Here is a 22,637-nt window from a genome sequence, read left to right on the forward strand (position 1 = left end):
GCGGCGATTTGTTGTCGCTGGGCTCAGCCACGCGCGACCAGCGCTTTCAACGCCGCCACGAGCGAGCCTTCCTCGAGATATTTAAGCGCCAGGATCGCGCCGCCCGCGATGCCCGCGACCGCGAGGAACGAGCCGATGGCGAGCGTCGACAAGCCGGTGATGCCTTGGCCGACGGTGCAGCCCAAGGCGCTGACGCCGCCCACACCCATCAGGATGGCGCCGCCCGCGTTGCGCAGGAAATCGTTCGCGTCGCGGAAACTTTCCAAGCGCCATTCGCCGGCGGCTTTCGCGGCGATCGCCGATCCGATCAACATGCCCAACACGGTCGACACGCCGAAATTGATTTTCGTCCCCGTCCAGAACATCGCATAGAACAGCGTGTCGCCAACGGGGGCCACGAAGGTGAACGAGGCGAGCGGCGTGGGATCGAAATCGTCCTTGCCCAGCACGCCGGTGATCGCCCAACCCAGCACGATCAGCGCCCCCACGCCGAGGCCCGCGATCACGTCGCGCGTGCTGGCGCGGAACGCCTTGTCTTTGAAGCACCAGATCAGCAAGGCCGCGCCCAGCAGCGCCGCCACGATCGGCCGGTCGATGCCGGCAAGCGTCGGCAGGCTTTGATCGGCGAAACCGAGCGCGCGCAGATCGAGATTGAGGCGTTCCCACGTATTGACGCGCGCATAACCCACGATGCCGCGCAGCGTGGCGTAAGCCGCGATCCCCAGGATCAGAAGGACGACGACGCTTTTGAGATTGCCCGCCCCCGCGCGCACCAGATTGCGCTGGCCGCAGCCGCCGGCCAACACCATGCCGAAGCCGAACAAGGCGCCGCCGAAAATGGCGCCCAGCCAGCCGAGATTGGGGGCGAGGTAGATCGATCCGCGCAGATCGATGGCGCCCGCCGCGTGCAACGCGTTGGCGCCCAGCATCGCGATACCGATGGCGGCGATCCAGGCGCGCAGGCGGCGTTTGTCTTCCATCACCACGGCGTCGGAAATCGCGCCCATGGTGCAGAAATTGGTGCGCTGGGCCAAAGCGCCGAACGCCGTGCCGGCGGCGAGCCCGGCGATTGCGACGACAAGATGTATCGGAAGATCCTGCATAGGCCGGGCAATCTATCGCTTGAAGCCCGCGGCTTCAAAGCCGTAATGTCCCGCCCCATGTCGACGACCGAACTCGATGTCAAAGGGCTGAATTGTCCCTTGCCCGTGCTGCGGGTCAAAAAGGCGATGGCGGGCCTGCCCGCCGGCGCCACGCTCAAGGTTTTCGCGACCGATCCAGGTGCCGTGAAGGATTTCGAGGCGTTCTGCAAGACGACCGGCAACGTCCTCAAATCGTCTTCCGAAGCCGATGGGGTGTTCGTCTTCGAGATCGGCAAGGCCGGTTGAACCGCGCCCTCTCCCGCGAAGGTTTCTGGCTGCTTTTGACGCTCGCGTTTTTCTGGGGCGTCAATTGGCCGGCGATGAAGTTCTCGGTGTTGGAACTCCCGCCATGGGTGTTCCGCGTTCTGTGCGTCTATATCGGCGCCGCCGGTCTGTTCGCCATCGCGTGGCGTTTGCGGCTGGATTGCCGCATCCCGCCGGGGCGGCTGGGGCAATTGGCGCTCGCCGGATTTTTGAACGTGACCGTCTGGCACGTTTCCACCGCCTATGGCTTGCAGCATGTCGAAGCGGGGCGCGCGGCGCTGATCGCTTTCACCATGCCGATGTGGGTGTCGCTGTTCGGCGCGCTGTTCCTGGGCGAGGTCTTCGACCGGCGCCGCGCTTTGGCGCTGGCGTTCGGCGGGGCGGGGTTGATGCTGCTGGCGTGGCCCGCGTTCGCGGGGCTTATCGACCGGCCGATCGGCTTGGCGCTGATGCTGGCGGCGGCGATCGGCTGGGCGACGGGCACCGTCTATACCAAGCAAGCGAAGTTCCCGATGCCGGCGGTGACGCTGACCGCGTGGCAATTGCTGTTCGGCGGCTTGCCGCTGATCGCGGGGTTGCTCTGGTTCGATCTGCCCGGCGGTCTTTGGCCGGCGGGCGGGCTGACGCTGCAGGGCTGGCTCGGTTTCGGCTACGCGGCCACCGTGCCGATGATCTATTGCCATTGGGCGTGGTTCCGGGCGCTCGAAATTCTGCCCGCGTCGATGGCCTCGCTCGGGCTGCTGGCCGTGCCGGTCGTGGGTGTGGCGTCGTCGGCGTGGCTGACGGGCGAGCGTTTCGCCGCCCTCGACTATGCCGCGATGGCCGCGATCATGGCGGCACTGTTCTTGGCGCTGGTACCGCCTAAAACTATCGCCGCCGGTTGACCCACAGCAAAATCGCGATCGCCAGCACGAAGGCGCCCAGCATCGCGAATTGGAAATGCGACGCGAGTTCGCCGAACGCCGTTTCCAGCGCGTGGCCGAACACATAGCCCCCGCCCGCGAACAGCATCGCCCAGACGAACGCCGCGATGAAATTCAGCACCGCGAAGCGCAATGGGTTGATGCGCGCCAAGCCCATCGCGAAGGACGCGAAGTTCCGCACGCCATAGATGAAGCGGAAGGTCAGGATGAACCAGGTGTCGTAACGTTCCAGCCAGCCCATCGCGCGTTCCACACCGGGCTTCCAGGCGGGCTTGCGGGCGAGCAGCTTCACGCCATAGGTCCGGCCGAGCCAAAACCACAATTGATCGCCGCAGAAGCTGCCGAACCACGCGGCCAGCAGCAGCGGCAGGAAGGCGATCTTTTCCTGCTGCGCCGCGGCACCCGCGAAGATCACGAAAGTCTCGCCTTCGAAGAAGGTCCACAGAAACGTCGCGGCATACACCAGCGCCCCGTATTCCGCGATAAGCCGATCGACGTCCAACCTCGGGCGCTCCCTTGCGCGATGTGGTATAGTCACCACATACCCTAAGGAAGGGCGGAGAGGAACCGATGCGACGTTTTCTTGTTCTTGTGACGGCGGCTTTTCTGGCCACGGCCACGGCGCCGGCTTGGGCCGAGGATACGCGACCCAATTCGACGCCGCCCAAGGCCAATCCGGACGCCGATAAGCTCAACGCGCGCAATCCGAACGTTTTCCACGCCGGACCCGGCAAGCCGCTGGAAGGCAGTGTTTACGTGTCGCCGTCGCGCATTCCGAAGCCGGACGCGAAGAAGTAAGCGGATCGCCCGCCGGTCAATCGGCGATTTGATTGCACTCGGTGCTGCCGCCCAGCGTGCGCACGCAGGCGAATTTGGCGTTCGGGTCGGGCTTGGCTTCCTTCGGCTCGTCCATGTAGCGCTCGCGCAGATCGCACATGATCTTACGGTCGCCGGTCGTCCACATACCGTCGCAGGCGCCGGGCATGAAATGCGGCCCGATGATCGCGGTGGTCATGATCACCCCCGGGCCGATCACCGTATTGACCGCCCTCTCGTAGGGCTTCAGATAGGTCATCACCTTGTTCGGCGCGTTCGACAATGGCGGGTTGCCTTGGAACGACGTCGTTTCGCCGCAGGCGCCAAGGGCGGCGGCGAGCAAGGAAACGGTCAGCAGGGCGGTCGGGCTCTTCATGGGATAACTCCAATACCCATAAAATTTGAACCAAATTTACTAATTATCGGTGAAGACGGCAAGAAATCACCTAACGCACTGATTAGGCTTTAACTTTCGTCGCTTGGGCGATCTTGCGGGCTTCCCCATCGCCCAAATCCCAATACAGACCGGCCATCAAGCGCAGCCCTTCGCGGGCGACCTCCGGCAGGATGTGCTCGTTGGGCGCGTGCTGGGAACACGCCGGATAGGAATGCGGGACCCAGACGGTCGACAGGCCCAGCGTGTCGCTGAACACGTCGTTGGGCAGCGACCCGCCGAGATTGGGCAGGATCGCCGGTTTCTTGTTGCTGGTGCGGCGCATGGAATCGACCGCGAACTTCACCCACGGGTGATCGGGGTCGAGCCGCGTGGCGGCGAACAGCACGTCGCGGGCTGAGGCGATCTTCACGAACGGGAAACCGTGGCGATCCAGATGCCGGCGCAAGGCCGGCAGAATCCCGTGCGGATCGACGCCGACGACGAAGCGCAACTGGCAGCGCGCCCAGGCACGCGGCGGGATCGCGTTCACGGGATTGCGCGGATTGCCGGTCTCGTAGGCCAGCACTTCGAACGAGCACCAGCCGAACACACGCTCGGACGGCGTGAGGCCCGGCTCGCCCCACCATTCCTCGATCGCCGGGCCGTCTTCGCCGCCATCGACTTCGCAATCGGCCAGCGCCCGGCGCACGGACTCGGGCAATTCGTTCGGCACCCATTCGGGAATGCGGATCTGACCGGTCGGGCCCGCGATGGTCGCAATCGCGTGGGCGAGCTGTAGGCCGGGATTCGAGATCAACCCGCCCCAATTGCCCGAATGGTGGCCACCCTCGCGCGCGTCGATCCAAATGTCGAAATTGAACGCACCGCGCGAGCCCAGGAAGATCGTCGGGCGTTCGGCGCGCAAGCGCGGCCCGTCTGACGCCAGCAACATATCGGCGGCGAACAGCGCCTTGTTGTCCTCGCACACTTCGCGCAAGCCCGGCGATCCGGTTTCCTCGCCCATCTCGATCAGATACTTCGCGTTGAAGCCCAGCTTGCCGCGCGTGGCGAGCACGGCCGCAAGGGCCCCGATATTGATCGAGTGCTGTCCCTTGTTGTCGGCGGTCCCGCGCCCGTACCAGCGATCGCCCTCGTCCTTCAATTCCCAAGGCGACAGGCCCGCGCGCCATTGATCTTCCAGGCCCCGGATCACGTCGCCATGGCCATAGCCGAACACGGTGGGCAGCGACGGGTCTTCAATGCGGCTCGCCAGCAGGAACGGGCCCTTCGCTTTGGCGTGGGTCAAAATGCGGCAATCGAAGCCGAGCTTCGATAGCGTGGGCACCATCTCGGCTTCCAGATAGCGCGCGAGCTCGCCGGCCCGTTCCGGGTTCTGGCTTTCGGTCTTGAACGCGACGCGCCTTGCGAGATCGGTCTTGAAATCGCCCCGATCGAAATAGGTTTCGGCGGCGGCGATGGCGGCTTCGCGGGTCATGGCATGCGTGTCCTGGCTGAAGGTCACGCCATCATGCGCCGTGGCCGAGCTACACGGCAACCGAATGCTTCGCCTTGCTGTTGTCGAGGTATTGATCGAAGCACGACGCGACCACGCGCACGAAGTTCTGCGCGGGCTCGGGGATGCGCAAGTTTGTGCCGTCGACCGTGACCAAGCCGCCGCGCACCATGAAATCGAGCCGGCCGAGTTCGTCGCGGAAATGGTCGAGCGCGTGGCTCGACGCATTGTGCGCCCGGCAAACCGCGTCGAGATCGACTTCCATATCGCACATCAGCCGCTCGATGACCGCGCGGCGCAGGCGATCCTCGTCGGTGATCTGGATGCCGCGCACGACGGGGACGAGATCGCGTTCGACCGCCTCGCGCCATTGATCGATCCGCGTATGGTTTTGCGCGTAGCCTTGCGCATAGGCCGAAATCGCCGACGGGCCGAAGCCGATCAGCGCATCGGCCATATCGGTCGTATAGCCTTGGAAATTGCGCCGCAGCCTTCCTTCGCGTTGGGCCCGCGCCATCTCGTCGTCGGGATAGGCGAAATGATCGATCCCGATGCGCGTATAGCCGCGCGCGGCCAAGCGCTTGTGCGCGGCCTCGACCAACGTCATGCGCTCGCGCATGCCGGGCAGGCCTTCGGGCTCCAGCAATTTCTGATGCGGCTTCATCCACGGCACATGCGCGTAGCCGAACAGCGCGATGCGCTCGGCCCCCAACTCGGTCGATTGGTCGATCGTCGCTTCGATCGTTTCGGCGGATTGGTGCGGCAGGCCGTAGATCAAATCCATGCCGATCTGCGCGATGCCCGCCGCGCGCAATTTGGCGAGCTTCTCCGCGACCAGTTCGAAGGGCTGGATGCGGTTGATCGCCTGCTGCACGCGAAGATCGAAATCCTGAATGCCGAGATTGACGCGGGTGACACCCGCTTCCTTCAGCGCTTGGATCTGCGCATCGTCCAGCGTGCGCGGGTCGATCTCGATCTCGAAGCGCGTATCGGAATCGAAGCGGAAGGAGTCGCGCAAGACCCGCGCGAGAGAAGCGAGATCGGCGGCGTTCAGCGCGTTGGGCGTGCCCCCGCCCAGATGCACATGGCCCGCGCGTAGCTTGCGGCCGATCGCGCGGCGCGCCAGCGCGATTTCCTGCAGCAGCGTCTGGAAGTAATGATGGATCGGCCCGTATTTCGACGCGATCGAGGTATTGCAGCCGCAATACCAGCACAGCTTTTCGCAGAACGGCACGTGGATGTAGATCGACACGGGTTGCGTGTCGTCGATCGCTTCCATCCAACGGCTGGCGTGGGCCGGGCCGATCGCGGGCGAGAAATGCGGCGCGGTCGGATAGCTCGTGTAGCGGGGGACTTTGGCTTCGGCCAAAGTCAGGGCTTCGGGGGACAACATAATGTCCCTTGCTTAGGCCCGCCTTCGCGTCCGCGAAATGATTTGGGTCAATTCCGGCCGAAGAGTTCGCCCGCCGCCGCAAAGAATCCGTCGATAGCGGGCTGACGGCGGCGCTCGGCCAAGCAGGCGAGATATTCGCCCACGTCCAGTTCCGCATCGGAAAACGCCAGCTTGGCGAAGCGCGGATCGGGCGCGAGCTCTGATTCGAAAACCAGCCCGATGCCGAACCCGGCCGCGACCGCTTCGGCCACCCCTTCGCGCGTCGCGACTTCGACGGCGGGGCCCAGTTGCAGCCGTGCGGCGGCCAGCCCGGTCTCGAAACGCTCGCGCGTGACCGAGCCGCGTTCGCGAAGAATCACCGGTCCCGCCGCCACGTCGGCCAAGCGCAGGCGTTTGCGTTTGGCGCGCGGATCGCCGACCGGCACGAAGGCGACCAAGCGGTCGCGCTTCAGCGGCTCCAGCGTCAAACGCGGATCGGCGATGGCCTTGGCCAAAATTCCGACATCGGCCTCGTAGGCCAACAGCTTGCGCGCGACCTCTTCCGAATTGCCGATCGCCAGCGCGAAGCCAAGATCGGGCAGGGTGGCGCGCCACGATTTCAGTACCGCCAAGGCCGGGCCCGGCCCGTCGGCCGCCACGTTCAAGAACACCCGCGCGCCGCCCGAAGCGCCCTGGATCGCGGCCTCTGCTTCATCCGCCAGCGCCATGTAGCGCTCGGCCACATCCAACAGGCGCCGCCCGGCCGGGGTCAGGCGGATTGCGCGGCCCTGGCGCACGAAGAGCGGCGTGGCGTAGCGCTGTTCCAGCGCTTTAACCTGGGCCGACAAAGTCGGCTGGCTGACGTGCGCCTTGCGGGCGGCGCGGCTGAATCCGCCTTCCTTGGCGACCAGCCAGAAGGCGCGCAGCAGGATCGGGTTCATCTATAGACCAATCTGATTTGAAACATTGTTATTATGTATTGGACCTATGGATAGGGCAAGGCCATCATCTGTGGGCATTTCGGAGGAATTCCATGTCCAACGTCCCTCAAGGCCTGTCCCAGACCGGCGACAAGCTGCTGCTCACGCCCGGCCCGCTGACCACGTCGAAGGCGGTCAAGGAAGCGATGCTGCACGATTGGGGCAGCCGCGATGCGGTGTTCCTCGAAGCCAATAAGGGCGTGCTGCGCCGGATCGCGGAAATCGCGGAACGTGGCCAGACGCATGTCACCGTGCCGGTGCAAGGCTCGGGCACGTTCGCGGTCGAAGCGATGATCACCAGCTTCGTGCCGAAGACCGGCAAAATGCTGATCTGCAACAACGGCGCTTATTGTGTGCGCGCTAAGCGTATCGCGGAAATCGCCGGCCGCGCGGTCGTCACGATCGATTTCCCGGAAGACAAGCCGATCGATCCCGCAATGCTGGACGCGGCCCTCGCCAAGGACAAGTCGATCACCCATGTGTTCGCGGTCCAATGCGAAACGACGTCGGGGGTGCTCAACCCCATCGACGCGCTGGCGGAAGTCACCGCCAAGCACGGGCGCCGCTTGCTGATCGACGCGATGAGCGCCTTCGGCGCGCTGTCCTTGGGCAAGGACTGCCGCTACGACGCGCTGGCCGCGTCGTCGAACAAGAATCTCGAAGGCGTGCCGGGCCTCGGCTTCGTCGTTTGCGACAAGGCGGCGCTGGCCGAAACCAAGGGCAACGCGACGACTTTGGTGCTGGACCTGCACGACCAATGGCAGGGCTTCGAGCGGACCGGCCAGTGGCGTTTCACGCCGCCGATCCACACCATCATGTCGCTGGCCAAGGCGCTGGACGAACACGCGGCCGAAGGCGGCGTGGCCGGTCGCGGCAAGCGCTACGCGAATAATTGCCGCGTGCTGGTCGACGGCTTGCGCAAAATGGGCTTCGTCACGCTGCTGCCCGACGCGGTGCAAGCGCCGATCATTGTGACCGTGCGCATGCCCGCCGATAACAAATTTGTCTTCCAGAGCTTCTATGATCGCCTGAAGGATCAAGGCTACGTGATCTATCCGGGCAAGCTGACGGTGGCGGATTCCTTCCGCATCGGCTGCATCGGCCGGATCGACGAAAGCCAGATCAAGGGCGTGCTCGCGGCGATCGCGGCCACGCTCGCCGAAATGGGTGTGGCGAGCGGCGCGCCGGCGCAATCGCAGGCGGCCGAATAAGGAGCTGACATGGGCAAGATGGACGTCAACGGCCGCGCCTACGCGCTGCCCCAAAATCCGGTGGTCGTCGTTTGCGTCGACGGCTCGGAACCCGGCTATATCGAAGCGGCGATCGCCAAGGGCCGCGCGCCCTTCTTCAAGCGCTGCTTCGAAAACGGCACGTCGTTGATCGGCCATTGCGTGGTGCCCAGCTTCACCAACCCGAACAATCTGTCGATCGTCACCGGCGCACCGCCGTCGGTGCACGGGATTTCGGGCAATTACTTCCTCGATCCCGACACGGGCAAGGAAGTGATGATGAACGATCCGAAATTCCTGCGCGCGCCCACCTTGTTCCAGAAGCTCCAGGAACTCGGCAAGACGCTCGCCATCGTCACCGCGAAGGACAAGCTGCGCGCGTTGCTGGGCCACGGTGTGAAGATGGCGCCGGGCAAAGCCGTGTGCTTCTCGTCGGAGAAATCCGACAAGGCGACGCTCGCCGATAACGGCATCGACAACGTCAACGCTTTCGTCGGCATGGGTGTGCCGGACGTCTATTCGGCGGGCTTGTCCGAATTCGTGTTCGCCGCCGGCGTCAAGCTGATGGAAACGATGCGCCCCGACGTGATGTATCTGTCGACGACCGATTACATCCAGCACAAGCATGCCCCCGGCACGCCGGTCGCCGACGATTTCTACGCGATGATGGATTCGTATCTGGCGCGCCTCGACGCGATGGGGGCGACGATCGTCGTCACCGCCGATCACGGCATGAACGCCAAGCACGGCGCCGACGGTAAGCCCGTCGTCGTCTATTTGCAGGACGCGCTCGACGATCTGCTCGGCAAAGCCGCCGCGCGGGTGATCCTGCCGATCACCGATCCTTACGTCGTGCATCACGGCGCGTTGGGCTCCTACGCCGTCGTCTATCTGCCCGCGAATGCGGACAAGGCCGCTGTCGCGCGGCATATCGCGGCGATCAAGGGCATCGACAGCGTGCTGACCAAGGACGAGGCGGCGGCGAAATTCCAATTGCCGCCGGATCGTTTGGGCGAGTTGGTCGTCGTGTCGTCGAAGCATGTTACGGTCGGCACCAGCGTCGAGCGCCACGATCTTTCGGGCCTCAAGGAGCCGTTGCGCTCGCATGGCGGCGTGTCCGAGCAGAGCGTACCGCTGATTTCCAATCGCAAACTGACGGTCGAAGCCGGGCGGACCTACCGCAATTTCGACGCGTTCGACTTCGCCTTCAACCGTGTCGCCGAAAAGGTGCCCGCATGAACGCTCCCGTGAAATTCCCCCGCATCGAGTTCCGCACGGAATCGTTGCGCATCGCCGGCAAGAAGGTCGCGGGCGATCTCGGCACGCTCGACGTGTTCGATCCCTATACCGGGGCCGTCGTCGGCACTGTGCCGCGCGCCAGCGCCGCGCAAGTCGCCGAAGCCTTCAAGATCGGGGCGGCGTTCAAGTCCAAGCTCACGCGCTACGACCGCCAGAAAATCCTGATGAAGGCGGGCGAGTTGATCGCGTCGCGCAAGGAGATGCTGGCGCGCATCATCACCGCCGAAAGCGGTTTGAGCCTGAAGGACTCGTATTACGAAGTGGGCCGCGCCTACGACGTCTATACGCTGTCGGGCCAGCTCGCGATCCGCGAGGACGCGGAGACGTTCGCCTGCGACATCACCCCGCACGGCAAGGCGCGCCGCATCCATACGCTGCGCGAGCCGTTGCAGGGCGTCATCTCGGCGATCACGCCGTTCAATCACCCGCTCAATATGGTGTCGCACAAGATCGCGCCCGCGATCGCGACCAATAACCGCGTGGTGCTGAAGCCGACGGAACTGACGCCGCTGACGGCGCTCGCACTCGCCGACATTCTTTACGAAGCGGGCTTGCCGCCCGAAATGCTGTCGGTCGTCACCGGTTCGCCCAGCGATCTGGGCGACGCGATGATCACCGATCCGAATATCGATCTCGTCACGTTCACGGGCTCGGTCGCGGTCGGCAAGATGATCGCGCAGAAGGCCGGCTATCGCCGCGTGGTGCTCGAACTCGGCGGCAACGATCCGCTGATCGTGCTCGACGATGCCGATCCCGATAAGGCCGCCGAACTCGCCGTCGCCGGGGCGACCAAGAATTCGGGCCAGCGCTGCACGGCCGTGAAGCGCATCCTTGCGGTCGAAAGCATCGCCGACAAGCTGGTCGAGCGCATCATGGTCCACGCCAAGAAGCTCAAATCCGGCGACCCGATGGACCCCGAAACCGATATCGGCACGGTGATCCACGAGCGCGCGGCGCAAAGCTTCGAAAAGCGTGTGAACGACGCGGTGGGCCTCGGCGCGAAGCTCCTGCACGGCAACAACCGTCAGGGTGCTTTGTATCCGCCGACGGTCGTCGACCGCGTGCCCTACGATTGCGAATTGGTGCGCGAAGAAACCTTCGGCCCGGTCATTCCGGTCGTGCGCGTCAAGGATATCGACGACGCGATCCGCGTGTCGAACTCGACCAAATACGGTCTGTCGTCGGGCGTGTGCACCTGGCGCCTCGACCATATCAATCGGTTCATCAAGGAACTCAACGTCGGCACCGTGAATATCTGGGAAGTGCCCGGCTATCGCATCGAAATGTCGCCCTTCGGCGGCATCAAGGATTCGGGGCTCGGCCACAAGGAAGGCGTCGTCGAGGCGATGAAGTGCTTCACCAACGTGAAGACCTATTCGCTGCCCTGGAGCGCTTCCTAAGCCGTCGTGTACCGGGAGTTGATCGGGCTTTACGCCGCGCATCCGTCCGTTTAGCATTCTCCGAAATAGATCCGGGGAAGGCATATGCGGATTTTGATGGTGTTGTTGGCCGCGCTGGTTTTGGGTGTCGCGCCCGCGCGTGCCGACGAAGCGAAACTCTCGGCGGAACTCGACGCGTTCGAGCAATTGACGCTGTGGCGCGATGCGGCGGGCACGGCCGCCGGCGGTGCCGTGCCGACCGGTGTTATCGTGCGTTGGAATCGGGCGCTGCGCGTGCGCGTCGTCGGACGCTCGTCGTCGAACGAGCGCGCATCGACGCTCAAATTCCTGCGCCAAGCGGGGGAGATCGCCGGGCTTGCCGTCACCATCGAAGACGGCGAAGGCAGCGGCGAGAATTTCAAGATCGAGTTTTTCCCCGAATACAGCGCGCCGCCGATGCTGCAGAGCGCCGGTTGTCTGACGCGCTATTGGAATACGGGCGGCGCATTGACGCGCGTGGAACTCTATATCCGCTCGGGGATCCGGGACTTCGATCGCTGCGTATCGCACGAGATGCTGCACGGGTTCGGCATCCCCGCCCATCCGCACAATCTGCGCTCGGTCATGAGCTATACGCAGCAGAGCCTGTCGGAATACACGCAGATCGATATCGATGCTTTGCGCACGCTCTATCATCCGTCGATCACGCCGGGGATGTTCCACTTGGCGGCGATGGTCGCCGCCCGCAAGGTCATCGCTGAGCGGCTGGGGATGATTCCCGCCGGCGGCGATGCAAACGCACTGGCGCGGCCGGTGATGGATCAATCGGTCGCCCGGTTGCGCAAACTGGCCGAAGGAAACGACCGAACGGCGGCGATCGCGGCGACTCAACTCAGCATCGCCTATTTGAGCGGCCATTATGTCGGTATCGACCGCGCCGAGGCGGGCCGTTACATCCGTCTCGGGGCGGATCGCGGCGCACCCGAAGCCCAATTCGCCGCGGGTCTGATGATGAGCGAGCGCGGCAACCCCATACGGGACGATCAGGCCGCTGTCGTCTATCTCGAGAAGGCGGCCGCACAAAACCATGCGGGTGCCATGTTCGCGCTGGCGGGATTGTTGGCGAGCGGGCGCGGACGCGAAGCCGATCCGGTCGCCGCCTATGCTTGGTACATGCTCGCTGCGGCACGCAATGTTCCGGGGGCCGCGACGGCCCGCGATAATTTGAGCGCGAATTTGAGCGCGGCGCAGCTTGCCGAAGCCAAGTCCCGCGCCGAGAAACTCCTGCCCCAACCCGCGCGCTGAGCGTCCCCAAAACAGGACTCGCTATTCGCCAAGTCCGGATCGTAATATTTCCGTCATAAACCCGGGGGAGGGGAAAATGGCGGAATTCGAAGACGATCCGGAATCGATCGGCATCGCGCGCCCGATGGGCCGCGTGTTCGGCGACATCGCGCAAGAACGTTTGAGCCGTCGCGCGTTGTTGGGCGGCGCGGCCGCGGCGGGACTTGCCGCGGCGCTGCCCGAAGAAGCCCAGGCGCAGGCCGGGCGCTCGTCGCTGAAATTCACCGACGCCGACAGCGTGATGAACGCGCAAGATCGCGTCGCCCCCGGCTACAAGCGCAGCTTCGTCATCAAATGGGGCGATCCGCTGTTCCCGGACGCGCCCGCTTTCGATCCGCGCGCGCAAAGCGGCGCCAAGCAGGAACGCCAATTCGGCTACAACAACGATTTCATGGCGTTCTTCCCGCTGCCCTACGGTTCGCGCAGTTCGACGCGCGGCTTGCTGCACGTCAATCACGAGTACTGCAACGGGAACTTGATGTTCCCGGGCATCGGCGAGCGCGGCAACCAGACCAAGGAGCAATGCGAAGTCGAGATGGCAGCACACGGGTTGTCGGTGATCGAGGTCGCGAAGATCGGCGGCGAATGGCGCTTCGTGCGCGACAGCAAGTTCAATCGCCGCCTGTCGGGTTCGGGCGAGATGTTCCATGTCTCGGGCCCGGCGGCGGGGCATCCGCGCTTGCGCTCCAACGAGGATCGCACCGGCACGCTGGTCGTCGGCACGCTGAATAATTGCGCGGGCGGCGTGACGCCCTGGGGCACGGTGTTGTCGGGCGAGGAGAACTTCAACGGCTATTTCGGCGGCGACGCGGCCAAAACGCCGGAGGCGCGCAACCATCGCCGCTACGGCGTGCAGGCCTATCAGGGGGCGCCCTGGGCGACGTATTTCGAACGCTTCAACGTCGAAAAGAACCCGAACGAACCCAACCGTTACGGCTGGGTCGTCGAATACGATCCCTATGATCCCAAATCCTCGCCGGTGAAGCGCACCGCGTTGGGCCGCTTCAAGCACGAGGGGGCAACTTGCGTCGTGTGCCCGGACGGGCGTGTCGCGGTTTATTCGGGCGACGACGAGCGCTTCGAATATGTCTATCGCTTCGTCTCGTCGGGCAAGTTCGATCCGAAGAACCGCCGCGCAAATCGCGATCTGCTGGATGAAGGCACATTGTCGGTCGCGCGGTTCGACGCGGACGGTTCGTTGCGCTGGCTGCCGCTCGTCCATGGGCAAGGGCCGCTCACCGCCGCGAATGGTTTCGACAGCCAGGCCGACGTGCTGATCGAAGCGCGCCGCGCGGCCGATCTGGTCGGCGCCACGCCGATGGATCGCCCGGAGGACGTCGAGACCAATCCGGTGACCGGGCGCACCTATGTGATGTGCACCTATAACGAACGCCGCGCGGCGGCGGATGCGGCGGAGGCGCGCACGCGCGTGAACCCCGCCAATCCGCGCGTGGGCAGCCGCACGGGCCATGTCGTCGAGATGATCCCGCCCGGCGGGCGCGGGGCGAAGGCCGATCATGCGGCGGACGTGTTCCGCTGGGACATTTTCCTGATGGGCGGCGATCCCGCCGATCCGGCATCGGGCGCCAAATATGGTGCTGGCGTGGGGCCGCATGGCTGGTTGGCGGCCCCCGACAACGTCGCCTTCGATCCGAAGGGCCGGATGTGGATCTCGACCGACGGCATGCCCACGCAAGCCTCGCCCGCCCGTGCCGACGGCTTGTTCGGCACCGATACCGAAGGGCCGGGACGTGCGGTCACCAAGCGCATTTACGGGGCGCCCTCGGGCGCGGAAGTCTGCGGGCCGTGTTTCACACCCGACGGCAAGACGCTGTTCCTCGCCATTCAGCATCCGGGCGAGGCGCGCGGCTCGAATTACGAGAACCCGTCGACGCGCTGGCCGGATTTCCGCGACGACACGCCGCCGCGCCCGTCGGTGATCGCGGTCGAGAAGATCGACGGCGGCGAGATCGGTTCTTAGCCGTCGTTCGCCGAGAGCTGGGCTTGAAGCTGCGCCGACAACGCGTTCGGCGCGGCATCCGGCCGGCGGCCGCGCGCGACGACGATCCCTTCGGTGAATTCCGCCCCCGACACGCGCCCGCGCGTGTCGGTAACGCCGTCGAGGTCGAGGCGCTGCGCGACTTCGCCCGCCGTGCGCGCGCGCTTGGCGTCGCGATCGTGGAACACCGCGCGGTTCGCCTTGGCGGCGACCGGCAGCACGCGATTGGCGGGCTGGTCGGGATTGGCCTCGGCCGCTTTGATCAGGCGCACCGCACCCGACGCGCCCAGGAAATGCGCGGCGTAAACCTCCTGATAGGTCGGCTCGCGGCCCAGCGCCTTCTGCAAACTGCTGCGGTTGGTCTTCGACAATTCGCCGGCCATCGCGGCGGCGAGTTTGGCATCCTTGCGCAGGGCAAGAATTGCCGATCGGTCGTCGGCACTCGGCACTTCGTTCCGGCCGGTGGCGGGGTCCCGCGCGATTTTCGCGGCCGCGTCGCCCATGCCGTATTTTGCGCCGTGGCGGCGCACAAGCTCCAGCCAGGTCTGCTCGGTGAACTGAAAAAGCCCCGTGGCGCTGGAATTCGGGTTCTTGGCGTCGGTTTTCAGGCCGCTTTCGCGCCGCGCGGTCGCCAGCAATTCGGCGAAGCCGGCCGTCCCCCGGCGCGCCGGCTCGGCCAAAGCCTGGCGGATCGAGGCGGGGGCGGGGCGGGTGGCGATGGTCTCGACGGTCATGGCGGGCAGAATATCGCAACGCCCGTGCCAAAGTCCCCAGATCACGGAAACGCGCGGTTTTCGGGGCCCAAAACGGGGCCGGAAAACCCGCCCCATCAATCGCTTGCGAAGGGCGGCCAGGGGCGGTATAGGGACGGCCCCGCACGGTCGGAGCGTAGCTCAGCCTGGTAGAGCACTAGCTTCGGGAGCTAGGGGCCGGAGGTTCGAATCCTCTCGCTCCGACCAGCGGATTTCAATGACTTAGCCCCGTTGTTGCCACGCGGTTAACGGCCCAATTTGGGCCCGTTGCCACGTGTTGCCACGCCCGTGGCAACAGCGTTGCCATTCGCGTTGCCACCGACCGGCAGTTCGAGGAGGGCTTTGCGAAGCCCCTCATCGTTCAACCGCGCATAGTGCTTATTCGTCACGTCGGAGGTCGGGCTGTGGCCCGCCACCCGCTTCACGATGAAGTCGTCCACGCCGCGATTGGCCAGCGCCGTGATATACGCGCGCCGCAATCGTTGGGGCGACAGCGGGATCTGCTCGCCCTCCCATTTCATCCGCTTGGCGGCGCGGACGAAGGCGCGTTTGAGATTGGCAAGCGGCTTGTCTTTCGGTGGCCCCCCGTCCTTCGGGATCTCCTTCTCGGCGGCGGGGAAGACAAGCGAGTCATCAGAGATCGTCTCGAAAGCTTCGCGCGCGCGCCGCATCGCCAACAGTTCGTCGTGCAAGCCTTGCGAGAAGAGGACCCGTCGAATTGACGGTCTCGACTTCGGTTTGCCGCGACGCGTTTTGCGCACTTCGACCATCGATCGTTCCAAGTCGATCTGAGGCCATGTGAGTTTGAGCACTTCGCTTTTACGTAAGCCCGTTTCCGCGAAGAGCCAGAACATTCCGAAGTACGGACGCTCCATTACTTGGATAACCGATGTGAGCTCCGCTTCTGTAAGCCGGCGCTCGTCATCCTCTTCGATGCCGACGCCCGGAAGTTTGGGCGCGCGGTACCAGTCGAAAATACGCTCACTGAAGTTCAAGACTTTACGCATGACCGTCGCTTCACCTTGGACGGTATTGGGCGCGTAGCCGTCCTTCTCCATGCGCTGCCGTAGATAGGCGCCCCAATTAAGCTCGTTTATTTGCGGCAGTTGATAGTTCGCGAAAACGTCGAGAAGCGGCTTCAGTCGAGCGAGATCGGTTGCGTGTGATGCTTCCCGTTTCTTGCCGACCGCGATCTTGTCTTTCGACGAACGTTTCCAAAGTTCCACCGCGGCGCCGAAGGTCGGTCTTGCTGGACCTGGTCCGGCGAGCGGCGCGCTCATCTGGACCGGCATCGCCGGTGCCGTTGGGATTGGCATGGGCATGCCGTTCATGAGCGAATTGTAGAGTGCGTTTCCCGCCTGGGCGTGACGGGTGTTGATCGTTGCGAGCTTCGCAGCCAAGTCGACTGCGAAGGTCTCGGCCTGATTCACCGTTTCAAACAACACGCGTCGACGACGGCCGTAACTGGAACTCTTCGGCACGTCGACGAACCAACTGCCAGTCTTGTGACCGTTGCGCACTTGCGGCCGGACACGAAATCCGGCGACCGTGCGCGGGGACCATTTGCTTTTCGTCATGTTGGCGTTCTCCGTTTCCGGGAACGCCCGCGCGCCTTATCGGCCAGAGCATCTAGGTCGATCTCTTCGGGATTCGCAAGCGGCTCGATTGGGGGTTGGCCGACGACGCAATGGATACGAACGTAGCGATCCAGATCGTCGGGGTAGTACAAAACGACGCGTCCAGGTTTGAACTTTGGGAGTATTGAAGTCGGAATCCGACGCAGGGTATCGGGCGCGAGCCGGTAGCGTCGGCAGGCCTCGGCCGCGTCGATCGGAATGTTTCGATCGAGATTCTGAACGGTGGCCACGAGTTTTTCGATGCCGGCCGCGAGCCACTCGAAGCCTTCCGGTTTAACGGGGCGCGCGTTCGAACCGCCATCGTCATCGGCGGATTGGGCCGATACGGTCTGCTGCGGTGAGAGGGGTGCCACGTGCATGGCATCCCAATTGACACGAAGTGACTTAAGAACCGAAGCGTTCGGCCCCTGAAATTCGGCCGGCTCGCTGAAAAATCATCGCAGTCGAAAAATCATAACAAAATCAATGCGGGCGTCAGGCGAACTCGAGGTAGCAACCGGCTCGAGTCTGGAAAATTGCCTTCATCCCGTCAGTTTTTTGCCGCTTCGCGAGTTCTTTTGCTCCTTTTTGGCTTTTTTCCTTTTCTCCTTTTTTCCTTTTTGGCTTTTTGGCTTCTGCCTTAGATCATTCATGGCTTTTTGCCTTAGATCATTCATTCATTCATTCATTCATTCATTTAGTCAGTCGATAGAGCGGCGACGCAATTCCGAGCATTCAGGCCGTTCAGCGCAAGAATATTGCCAACCGGTTTCGGCTGCCGATGTCGAACATGACGCGCTACGCTTCAATCGCACGGCCGGGATCTCGCGTGAGCGGTAGTCGCCATCACGCGAGTCAGCAGCGTGTCGGTGCTTTCAGGATCAGCCCTCCTGTTGTCGCATCGCCGCAACCAGAGGGTCGATCGGTTTCTGCCGCCGACGCGGTGCGCGTGCGGCGTGAATTGCGGAAGCTCGACCATCGCCACGCTGGGCATCGACCGTATCCGCAGTATCGGGAATTCGAGCGGCCGCGTCGCTCTGGGCCACCGCCGCTTTCGAAACGGATTTCTTGGCGGATTTTTCTGGCCGGCTTTCGTGGATTTGTTCGCTCATATTTCCACGAATAACATCGTCGAGCGCTCTCGTAACCTTTTCGAGATTTTTGGGATCCGACTGGATCGCTTTTTCGATCTCGGCGAGCAGCTTTTTCTTAGGCGTCTTTGCCTCCGCCGTCGTGAAATCCTGTTCGAATTTTTCGATGTTTTCGACCAGGTCTTGAAGGCTGATCTGGGCGCGCTTGGCCGATTTCAGGGCGCGGCGTCGGTCTGCGTCGACAACGGTTTCCGGGTCGGTCGCGAGGTCAAGGTCGATTGATAGAAGGGTGGCGGCAAGCGCCGTCATGATCTGTTTCGAAGGGATAGCAATCCTGGACATGGCTTGGTCCTCCAAGTCGGCACCGCCAATCGGCGCCGATCCAGGGAGGGTGGCATGGCGAGTCTTATGATCTTCAGCACTCGCCTCTCGGAAGTCGGACGAGATCAATTTACGGTATCCAATAACCGCAATTTGCTGCTACGGGCGTTTCGCCGGTTGCTACCGACGACTTTGGCGCTGCTACCCCTCTTCAAACCCATTGCTACCGCGATTCTGAGGCTCGCTACGTCGGGGGTCCTGCCGAAGGGGCATTAGCTACCCGATCGGCCGGGCATGCCAAATTGCCGAATCAGTCTAAGGTTCTGATCCGTATTCAGTATTCCGATTACTTCCTATGAATTCATACGCAGACAAGATTAGGTATCTGTGATATGATTATTCATAGATGGCCAAGCGACGTTCATCTGATCGGCTCGCGGAAACCCCGCCTTCCGGCGGCGAAGACGGCTCTGCCCCTGTGCGTCCAGGCCGCGGCGGACGACGTCTCGGCGCTGGCCGACCCGCCGGTGCGCGCGCTGCATCGCGCGCCGAAGCCACGGTCCAGGCGCGCGTTCGGCTCGAGGAGCTTTCGGCTGTAGAACGCGCGGCTACGGCCGAGGGCGTGTCGATCTCGCGCTTCGTTCGGCTTGCCGCGCTCGCGCGCGCAACGCGTAAAAATCCGGTCCAAATTCCGTCCAAAAATCGAGCCGAATTTGCGGCCGTAATTGCCGCACTTTTGCCGCTGCAAGCGGGCGTGTTTTCGATCGTCGATTCGATCACGCAAGTCAGGATCCGCGAGGTCATGAATCGCGACGATCCGCTCTCCAAATCCCTCACGAATACGCTGCAGGAAATCGACGCGGCCCTCGAGAAATTGCACGGGCTTTTGAAACCGATTTCCGTCCCTGAATCCGGCAAGGATCGGTAATGCCGCGCCGCCGGTCGAAAAAGAGTTTCTGGGACTCTCTGAAGACTGGCCGGCTCGAAGAGTTCCACGGCGACGAGTTCGGGCTATTTGCGTCCGGCTTCGGCGCCCAGCGGCGCGCGATTAGCCTGGCGCTGCTCCAGCGCGGCAGGTGGGTGACCGGCCAGGATCGACTTAAGAAGGACCGCGCCCCGGTCATCGTCAAACAGGTCTCGAATGCGCGCTCCATCGAGGCGGTCCGGCGGATCGCCCGTTATATCGGTCGCCTGGGCTATGACTACGGAACCCGCGCGGTTGCGCCTGCCTCTGGCGTTCAGGTTGAGGATCTCGCGTCCGATCGGGTAACCGAGACGCCACGCCCTGCGCGATACCGTCCGCCATCGGGTGCGGCCGTCGCGGCGGCAGAGGCGGATCGCGGGAAGAAGCCACGGGTCTATGACCAATGGGGTATTCCCGTCGCGCGCGACCGGATGCTGGAGAAGATTGCCGAGTGGCCGCTCCTCGACGATCTCGAGAACCTCGCGCGCGCCGGTCAGCGCGCGGTGGAAACGGGCGGAATGCGGGCGCTGAACGCGCTCGACGAAGACGTGGCCTTCGCCCAGGTCCAAGCGCTCCATATCGTGATCTCGGTACCCGAGCCAGAGGATGATCCGCTCGGTCTTCGCTTCGAATCCGTCCTACGCCGGTTCATGCGCCAATCCTTCGGCGCGTTCGGATGCCGGGCGCTGGTCGCCCTTCATCATGAGCATGGCCGCTTCCTTCATGCCCATGTTCTGGCCGCGACGGTGAAGCCGGTCTCGCTGCTGATTGAGGGCTATGAACGGCGCGGGCTCCGGCAGGGGAGCGTCGCGCGGTTCGGGCTCGACCGGCATGGGTTCACGGCGGACGCGCTGCGGCTTCTTCTGGCCGAGGTCGCGCGCGAGGAGGGGTATGAGGTCGATGCCAGCCGACGCGAGGATCGCGCCGAGATGCGCAAGCTGATCCTGGCGGGCTTGGAGCCGCTGCGCACGCGACCGGTGACACGCAGCTTCGATCGGCCTCCGACGAGTTGGACATTCGTCGAGTTGCCGCCGCTGCTACGGCGCGCGGTTCGCAAGCTGCCGGTGACCTTGGCGGGTTATAGCGCGGATATCCTGGCCAACATCTCGGCCTTTGAGGCGCAATGGGGCCAGTCGAAGCCGCCGCCGGCCGAGCCCGGGTTCTGGGAGCGTGCGGCAGGTTGGCTCACGCGCGAGACCGCACCAGTGCCGCCACCGATCGACGCCAATGACGACGCGCAGCGCGCGGCACTGGCGGCGTTGCGCGATTGGCTGATCGAGCAGGGCGTGTTCGCGGATCTCGCTGCCGCGCACAGCGCTATTGATCTCTGGCGAACGGCGCGCGCCGAGAACTACGCCTTCGCCGATTGGGCATTGTGCCGGGCGCCGCAGCTGTTCGGGACTCTTGGAAAGGGAACAGCGCAATCGCGCGACACGATCGCGCTACGTGACCGACTGCGCATGATCGAGCCCGACACGCCCAGCGTCGGCGGGCGTGGTCGTCTCGACGAGATCTTGCAGGAGCTATCGCCGAAGTCGCTGGAGGCGCGTCGTGCCGAGATCGAGTTGGCCTTGGTCGATCAACTGAGCCGGCAGGTCCTGGCGAACCCCGAGCTCGAGGGGCGGCGGCGGATCGCGCGACGCGGTCAGGCCGGCATCGTGCAGAGTTTCAATCGTCTCGCCTGGGGTTTGCGGCAAGCGTTCCCGGAGGACGAACGGACCGACGCGATGGCGTTCACGGTCGAGATGATCGCGAAGGGTATCGCCGCCATCCCAGACCTACCGCTCGAGCCCGAGAGCGAGGTTCCCGATCGGCAGCTTGATGGCGCCTTGGAGCTCGCGCGGCGGATGCGGGCGTACGACGACCGGGAACGGGAGCGAGAGCGGCGGCGGATCGAGGCGGAGAATGCACGCCGCGCGGCGGAAGCGGCCAAAAAGGACAAGCCGTCAACGCCGCAACCCAAGCGTCGGCGCGATGACGACTGGGATCGGTGAGGTGCGCCCACACAACGGCGCCGGGCGACGCGGCGGAACGACCGCCGTTGGCGTCGTGCGACGTTAGGATTCCGAAGCCGACTTCTCTGCCTTTAAGAAACGTTCTAAATCCGGGCGGCGTTTACGGATCGCCTCGTCGATCAGCGCTAAGGTCTCGGGTCTCACCATGCTCGTCATCATCGCGCCGATCGGGTTTTTCAATCCCGATGGCGCGAAGGGAAGGCGCGCCAGCGGGTCATCGCGGAATGGCGGCGGCGGTGTGTCTTCAGGCTGCTTCGTATCGTCGGACATCCGGAATACTCCCCATGTGACCGAGCATTGATCAAGCCGACCGCGTCGCGGCCTCGAGCGTCGATGGCCCATGTGTTGAGCCATGGATGCACTTCATTGTCCTGCGGCTCGCCTCAGGATTCGCAAAGCGAGAACCGACCGATAATCGTGTATCGACCTTCACTCTTTGCGGTTGCTGCGCTTGGCGCGGCCAGGTCGGAATAGACGCCCGAAGAACAGCAGCATGTTCCTCGCCTTGGGGTAGGGGATCTCGAAAATCTCAATCGCTTTGCCGCCCTTCGTCGAAATCTCGACGGGCTTGCCGGCGACCTTGTGCATCCGCCGCTCGACCGCGCGCATACTGGTGACGCGCACGGCGCACGCCTTGCGCCAGTCCTTGAAGCCGCCATAGCTCATCTTGGCGAGGTTGAGCATGCGGCGGCCGACATTCCGCGACAGGCCGATCTTGTATTTACCTCGGCCGAGCTCCTCGCTTCGCGCGATGTAGATATTGCCCGGATCGTAGTCGGATTGTCCCGACTTCGGCATGGAAAGACCTCCGATTGGGTGAAGGGTAGCAAACCGTCGATTATCCAGTTTGTTGAGTATACTCTGTGGATTGCCGTCGCTCAACTTGATTCTCTTGGGGAATGAAGTCCAGGCGAGCCCTGGCGCAGAACCTGCGCCGCATCAGACGCGAGCGAGGAATGTCGCAAGAGGCGCTCGCGATGGCGGCCGATATCGACCGCAGCTACGTGTCGCTATTGGAAACCGAGCGGTATTCGGCCTCGGTCGATATGTTGGACAAGTTGGCGGCGGCGCTCAAAGCGCAGCCGCACGCGCTGTTGGCGCCGACGGCGCGTCCAAAGCGTACGAAACTGACGTCGGTCAAGTGATCCGTATCGAGCGCCGCGCCTCGCCAGCACCAATCATAAACCGGCTCCAATAGCGTTCACGGCGAAGATGCGATTAGCCTGACCGCGTGTCCTGCAA

General features: G+C 63.8%; 23 protein-coding genes and 1 tRNA gene. 12 read left to right on the forward strand and 12 right to left on the reverse strand.

The window, feature by feature from the left end; all coding sequences use genetic code 11:
* Window positions 1–23 precede the first annotated feature (23 nt).
* On the reverse strand, window positions 24–1,103 hold the full coding sequence (locus J0H39_21180) for a YeeE/YedE family protein (protein MBN9499277.1): 1,080 nt from the start codon (window positions 1,101–1,103) through the stop codon (window positions 24–26).
* A 57-nt stretch (window positions 1,104–1,160) separates the two neighbouring features.
* On the opposite strand from J0H39_21180, the gene J0H39_21185 reads away from it, so the two are divergent.
* Complete coding sequence (locus J0H39_21185; protein ID MBN9499278.1) at window positions 1,161–1,388, forward strand: sulfurtransferase TusA family protein; 228 nt, start codon at window positions 1,161–1,163, stop codon at window positions 1,386–1,388.
* Window positions 1,385–2,290 carry a DMT family transporter gene (locus tag J0H39_21190; GenBank protein ID MBN9499279.1) on the forward strand — a complete coding sequence of 302 codons (906 nt, stop codon included), beginning with the start codon at window positions 1,385–1,387 and terminating at the stop codon, window positions 2,288–2,290. Before J0H39_21185 ends, J0H39_21190 begins: the two co-directional genes overlap by 4 nt.
* Here the strand turns inward: J0H39_21190 and J0H39_21195 are convergent.
* A complete protein-coding gene (locus tag J0H39_21195) occupies window positions 2,274–2,831 on the reverse strand; it encodes a DedA family protein (protein ID MBN9499280.1) in 558 nt (185 codons plus the stop codon). The two genes, J0H39_21190 and J0H39_21195, sit on opposite strands and share 17 nt — an antisense overlap.
* A gap of 68 nt (window positions 2,832–2,899) precedes the next feature.
* Here J0H39_21195 and J0H39_21200 point away from each other — a divergent pair, with 68 nt between their 5' ends.
* Window positions 2,900–3,127: a hypothetical protein gene (locus J0H39_21200; protein ID MBN9499281.1), complete on the forward strand. Its 228-nt coding sequence runs from the start codon at window positions 2,900–2,902 to the stop codon at window positions 3,125–3,127.
* A 16-nt stretch (window positions 3,128–3,143) separates the two neighbouring features.
* On the opposite strand, the gene J0H39_21205 is transcribed toward J0H39_21200, so the two are convergent.
* The 4 genes from J0H39_21205 to J0H39_21220 form a co-directional block, all read right to left on the reverse strand.
* Window positions 3,144–3,521 (reverse strand): hypothetical protein, encoded by a 378-nt coding sequence (locus tag J0H39_21205; GenBank protein MBN9499282.1) that lies wholly within the window; start codon window positions 3,519–3,521, stop codon window positions 3,144–3,146.
* 82 nt (window positions 3,522–3,603) lie between these two features.
* Window positions 3,604–5,016 carry a M20 family metallopeptidase gene (locus J0H39_21210; GenBank protein ID MBN9499283.1) on the reverse strand — a complete coding sequence of 471 codons (1,413 nt, stop codon included), beginning with the start codon at window positions 5,014–5,016 and terminating at the stop codon, window positions 3,604–3,606.
* Between the two features lie 49 nt (window positions 5,017–5,065).
* Window positions 5,066–6,427: an oxygen-independent coproporphyrinogen III oxidase gene (hemN, locus tag J0H39_21215; GenBank protein MBN9499284.1), complete on the reverse strand. Its 1,362-nt coding sequence runs from the start codon at window positions 6,425–6,427 to the stop codon at window positions 5,066–5,068.
* A 47-nt stretch (window positions 6,428–6,474) separates the two neighbouring features.
* Window positions 6,475–7,347: a LysR family transcriptional regulator gene (locus J0H39_21220; protein MBN9499285.1), complete on the reverse strand. Its 873-nt coding sequence runs from the start codon at window positions 7,345–7,347 to the stop codon at window positions 6,475–6,477.
* A gap of 92 nt (window positions 7,348–7,439) precedes the next feature.
* On the opposite strand from J0H39_21220, the gene J0H39_21225 reads away from it, so the two are divergent.
* The 5 genes from J0H39_21225 to J0H39_21245 all read left to right on the forward strand — a co-directional run bounded on the left by J0H39_21225 (window position 7,440) and on the right by J0H39_21245 (window position 14,618).
* A complete protein-coding gene (locus J0H39_21225) occupies window positions 7,440–8,597 on the forward strand; it encodes a 2-aminoethylphosphonate--pyruvate transaminase (protein MBN9499286.1) in 1,158 nt (385 codons plus the stop codon).
* 9 nt (window positions 8,598–8,606) lie between these two features.
* A complete protein-coding gene (phnA, locus tag J0H39_21230; protein MBN9499287.1) occupies window positions 8,607–9,854 on the forward strand; it encodes a phosphonoacetate hydrolase in 1,248 nt (415 codons plus the stop codon).
* Window positions 9,851–11,314, forward strand: a complete 1,464-nt coding sequence (gene phnY / locus J0H39_21235) for a phosphonoacetaldehyde dehydrogenase (GenBank protein ID MBN9499288.1) — start codon at window positions 9,851–9,853, stop codon at window positions 11,312–11,314. The genes phnA and phnY overlap by 4 nt, the downstream gene beginning before the upstream one ends.
* 84 nt (window positions 11,315–11,398) lie before the next feature.
* Window positions 11,399–12,598, forward strand: a complete 1,200-nt coding sequence (locus tag J0H39_21240; GenBank protein ID MBN9499289.1) for a DUF2927 domain-containing protein — start codon at window positions 11,399–11,401, stop codon at window positions 12,596–12,598.
* Window positions 12,599–12,674: 76 nt separating this feature from the next.
* Entirely contained in the window at window positions 12,675–14,618 is a 1,944-nt protein-coding gene (locus J0H39_21245) for a PhoX family phosphatase (GenBank protein ID MBN9499290.1), read from the forward strand.
* On the opposite strand, the gene J0H39_21250 is transcribed toward J0H39_21245, so the two are convergent.
* Window positions 14,615–15,370 carry a hypothetical protein gene (locus J0H39_21250; protein ID MBN9499291.1) on the reverse strand — a complete coding sequence of 252 codons (756 nt, stop codon included), beginning with the start codon at window positions 15,368–15,370 and terminating at the stop codon, window positions 14,615–14,617. The genes J0H39_21245 and J0H39_21250 overlap by 4 nt on opposite strands.
* 148 nt (window positions 15,371–15,518) lie before the next feature.
* On the opposite strand from J0H39_21250, the gene J0H39_21255 reads away from it, so the two are divergent.
* Window positions 15,519–15,595: transfer RNA gene (locus J0H39_21255), tRNA-Pro, on the forward strand.
* 38 nt (window positions 15,596–15,633) lie between these two features.
* Here J0H39_21255 and J0H39_21260 read toward each other — a convergent pair.
* From J0H39_21260 to J0H39_21270, 3 genes are all read right to left on the reverse strand, one after another.
* Window positions 15,634–16,965, reverse strand: a complete 1,332-nt coding sequence (locus J0H39_21260; GenBank protein ID MBN9499292.1) for a site-specific integrase — start codon at window positions 16,963–16,965, stop codon at window positions 15,634–15,636.
* Window positions 16,962–17,384, reverse strand: coding sequence for a hypothetical protein (locus tag J0H39_21265; GenBank protein MBN9499293.1), 423 nt, complete (start codon window positions 17,382–17,384; stop codon window positions 16,962–16,964). The genes J0H39_21260 and J0H39_21265 overlap by 4 nt, the downstream gene beginning before the upstream one ends.
* A 501-nt stretch (window positions 17,385–17,885) precedes the next feature.
* Entirely contained in the window at window positions 17,886–18,437 is a 552-nt protein-coding gene (locus tag J0H39_21270; protein ID MBN9499294.1) for a hypothetical protein, read from the reverse strand.
* A gap of 385 nt (window positions 18,438–18,822) precedes the next feature.
* Here J0H39_21270 and J0H39_21275 point away from each other — a divergent pair, with 385 nt between their 5' ends.
* Together J0H39_21275 and J0H39_21280 are read left to right on the forward strand one after the other, a co-directional pair.
* A complete protein-coding gene (locus J0H39_21275; protein ID MBN9499295.1) occupies window positions 18,823–19,344 on the forward strand; it encodes a hypothetical protein in 522 nt (173 codons plus the stop codon).
* The gene (locus tag J0H39_21280) at window positions 19,344–21,374 is read left to right on the forward strand and encodes a hypothetical protein (protein MBN9499296.1); all 2,031 of its coding nucleotides are present in this window, start codon (window positions 19,344–19,346) and stop codon (window positions 21,372–21,374) included. Before J0H39_21275 ends, J0H39_21280 begins: the two co-directional genes overlap by 1 nt.
* A gap of 63 nt (window positions 21,375–21,437) precedes the next feature.
* On the opposite strand, the gene J0H39_21285 is transcribed toward J0H39_21280, so the two are convergent.
* The gene (locus J0H39_21285; protein MBN9499297.1) at window positions 21,438–21,665 is read right to left on the reverse strand and encodes a hypothetical protein; all 228 of its coding nucleotides are present in this window, start codon (window positions 21,663–21,665) and stop codon (window positions 21,438–21,440) included.
* 159 nt (window positions 21,666–21,824) lie between these two features.
* Window positions 21,825–22,193 (reverse strand): GIY-YIG nuclease family protein, encoded by a 369-nt coding sequence (locus J0H39_21290; protein MBN9499298.1) that lies wholly within the window; start codon window positions 22,191–22,193, stop codon window positions 21,825–21,827.
* A gap of 101 nt (window positions 22,194–22,294) precedes the next feature.
* On the opposite strand from J0H39_21290, the gene J0H39_21295 reads away from it, so the two are divergent.
* Window positions 22,295–22,540: a helix-turn-helix transcriptional regulator gene (locus J0H39_21295; GenBank protein ID MBN9499299.1), complete on the forward strand. Its 246-nt coding sequence runs from the start codon at window positions 22,295–22,297 to the stop codon at window positions 22,538–22,540.
* Window positions 22,541–22,637: the final 97 nt, after the last annotated feature.

The sequence above is a fragment of the Alphaproteobacteria bacterium genome (genome assembly GCA_017308135.1).
In the GTDB taxonomy this organism is placed as follows: domain Bacteria; phylum Pseudomonadota; class Alphaproteobacteria; order CACIAM-22H2; family CACIAM-22H2; genus Tagaea.

What these genes read in the sequence shown, in the direction of transcription:
- J0H39_21260 (MBN9499292.1), bottom strand. Translation starts at nt 16,965, where the DNA reads ATGACGAAAAGCAAATGGTCCCCGCGCACGGTCGCCGGATTTCGTGTC.
- J0H39_21290 (MBN9499298.1), bottom strand. Translation starts at nt 22,193, where the DNA reads ATGCCGAAGTCGGGACAATCCGACTACGATCCGGGCAATATCTACATC.
- J0H39_21220 (MBN9499285.1), bottom strand. Translation starts at nt 7,347, where the DNA reads ATGAACCCGATCCTGCTGCGCGCCTTCTGGCTGGTCGCCAAGGAAGGC.
- phnA (MBN9499287.1), top strand. Translation starts at nt 8,607, where the DNA reads ATGGGCAAGATGGACGTCAACGGCCGCGCCTACGCGCTGCCCCAAAAT.
- phnY (MBN9499288.1), top strand. Translation starts at nt 9,851, where the DNA reads ATGAACGCTCCCGTGAAATTCCCCCGCATCGAGTTCCGCACGGAATCG.
- J0H39_21250 (MBN9499291.1), bottom strand. Translation starts at nt 15,370, where the DNA reads ATGACCGTCGAGACCATCGCCACCCGCCCCGCCCCCGCCTCGATCCGC.
- J0H39_21180 (MBN9499277.1), bottom strand. Translation starts at nt 1,103, where the DNA reads ATGCAGGATCTTCCGATACATCTTGTCGTCGCAATCGCCGGGCTCGCC.
- J0H39_21270 (MBN9499294.1), bottom strand. Translation starts at nt 18,437, where the DNA reads ATGTCCAGGATTGCTATCCCTTCGAAACAGATCATGACGGCGCTTGCC.
- J0H39_21275 (MBN9499295.1), top strand. Translation starts at nt 18,823, where the DNA reads ATGGCCAAGCGACGTTCATCTGATCGGCTCGCGGAAACCCCGCCTTCC.
- J0H39_21200 (MBN9499281.1), top strand. Translation starts at nt 2,900, where the DNA reads ATGCGACGTTTTCTTGTTCTTGTGACGGCGGCTTTTCTGGCCACGGCC.
- J0H39_21210 (MBN9499283.1), bottom strand. Translation starts at nt 5,016, where the DNA reads ATGACCCGCGAAGCCGCCATCGCCGCCGCCGAAACCTATTTCGATCGG.
- J0H39_21240 (MBN9499289.1), top strand. Translation starts at nt 11,399, where the DNA reads ATGCGGATTTTGATGGTGTTGTTGGCCGCGCTGGTTTTGGGTGTCGCG.
- J0H39_21295 (MBN9499299.1), top strand. Translation starts at nt 22,295, where the DNA reads ATGAAGTCCAGGCGAGCCCTGGCGCAGAACCTGCGCCGCATCAGACGC.
- J0H39_21265 (MBN9499293.1), bottom strand. Translation starts at nt 17,384, where the DNA reads ATGCACGTGGCACCCCTCTCACCGCAGCAGACCGTATCGGCCCAATCC.
- hemN (MBN9499284.1), bottom strand. Translation starts at nt 6,427, where the DNA reads ATGTTGTCCCCCGAAGCCCTGACTTTGGCCGAAGCCAAAGTCCCCCGC.
- J0H39_21205 (MBN9499282.1), bottom strand. Translation starts at nt 3,521, where the DNA reads ATGAAGAGCCCGACCGCCCTGCTGACCGTTTCCTTGCTCGCCGCCGCC.
- J0H39_21185 (MBN9499278.1), top strand. Translation starts at nt 1,161, where the DNA reads ATGTCGACGACCGAACTCGATGTCAAAGGGCTGAATTGTCCCTTGCCC.
- J0H39_21285 (MBN9499297.1), bottom strand. Translation starts at nt 21,665, where the DNA reads ATGTCCGACGATACGAAGCAGCCTGAAGACACACCGCCGCCGCCATTC.
- J0H39_21245 (MBN9499290.1), top strand. Translation starts at nt 12,675, where the DNA reads ATGGCGGAATTCGAAGACGATCCGGAATCGATCGGCATCGCGCGCCCG.
- J0H39_21225 (MBN9499286.1), top strand. Translation starts at nt 7,440, where the DNA reads ATGTCCAACGTCCCTCAAGGCCTGTCCCAGACCGGCGACAAGCTGCTG.
- J0H39_21280 (MBN9499296.1), top strand. Translation starts at nt 19,344, where the DNA reads ATGCCGCGCCGCCGGTCGAAAAAGAGTTTCTGGGACTCTCTGAAGACT.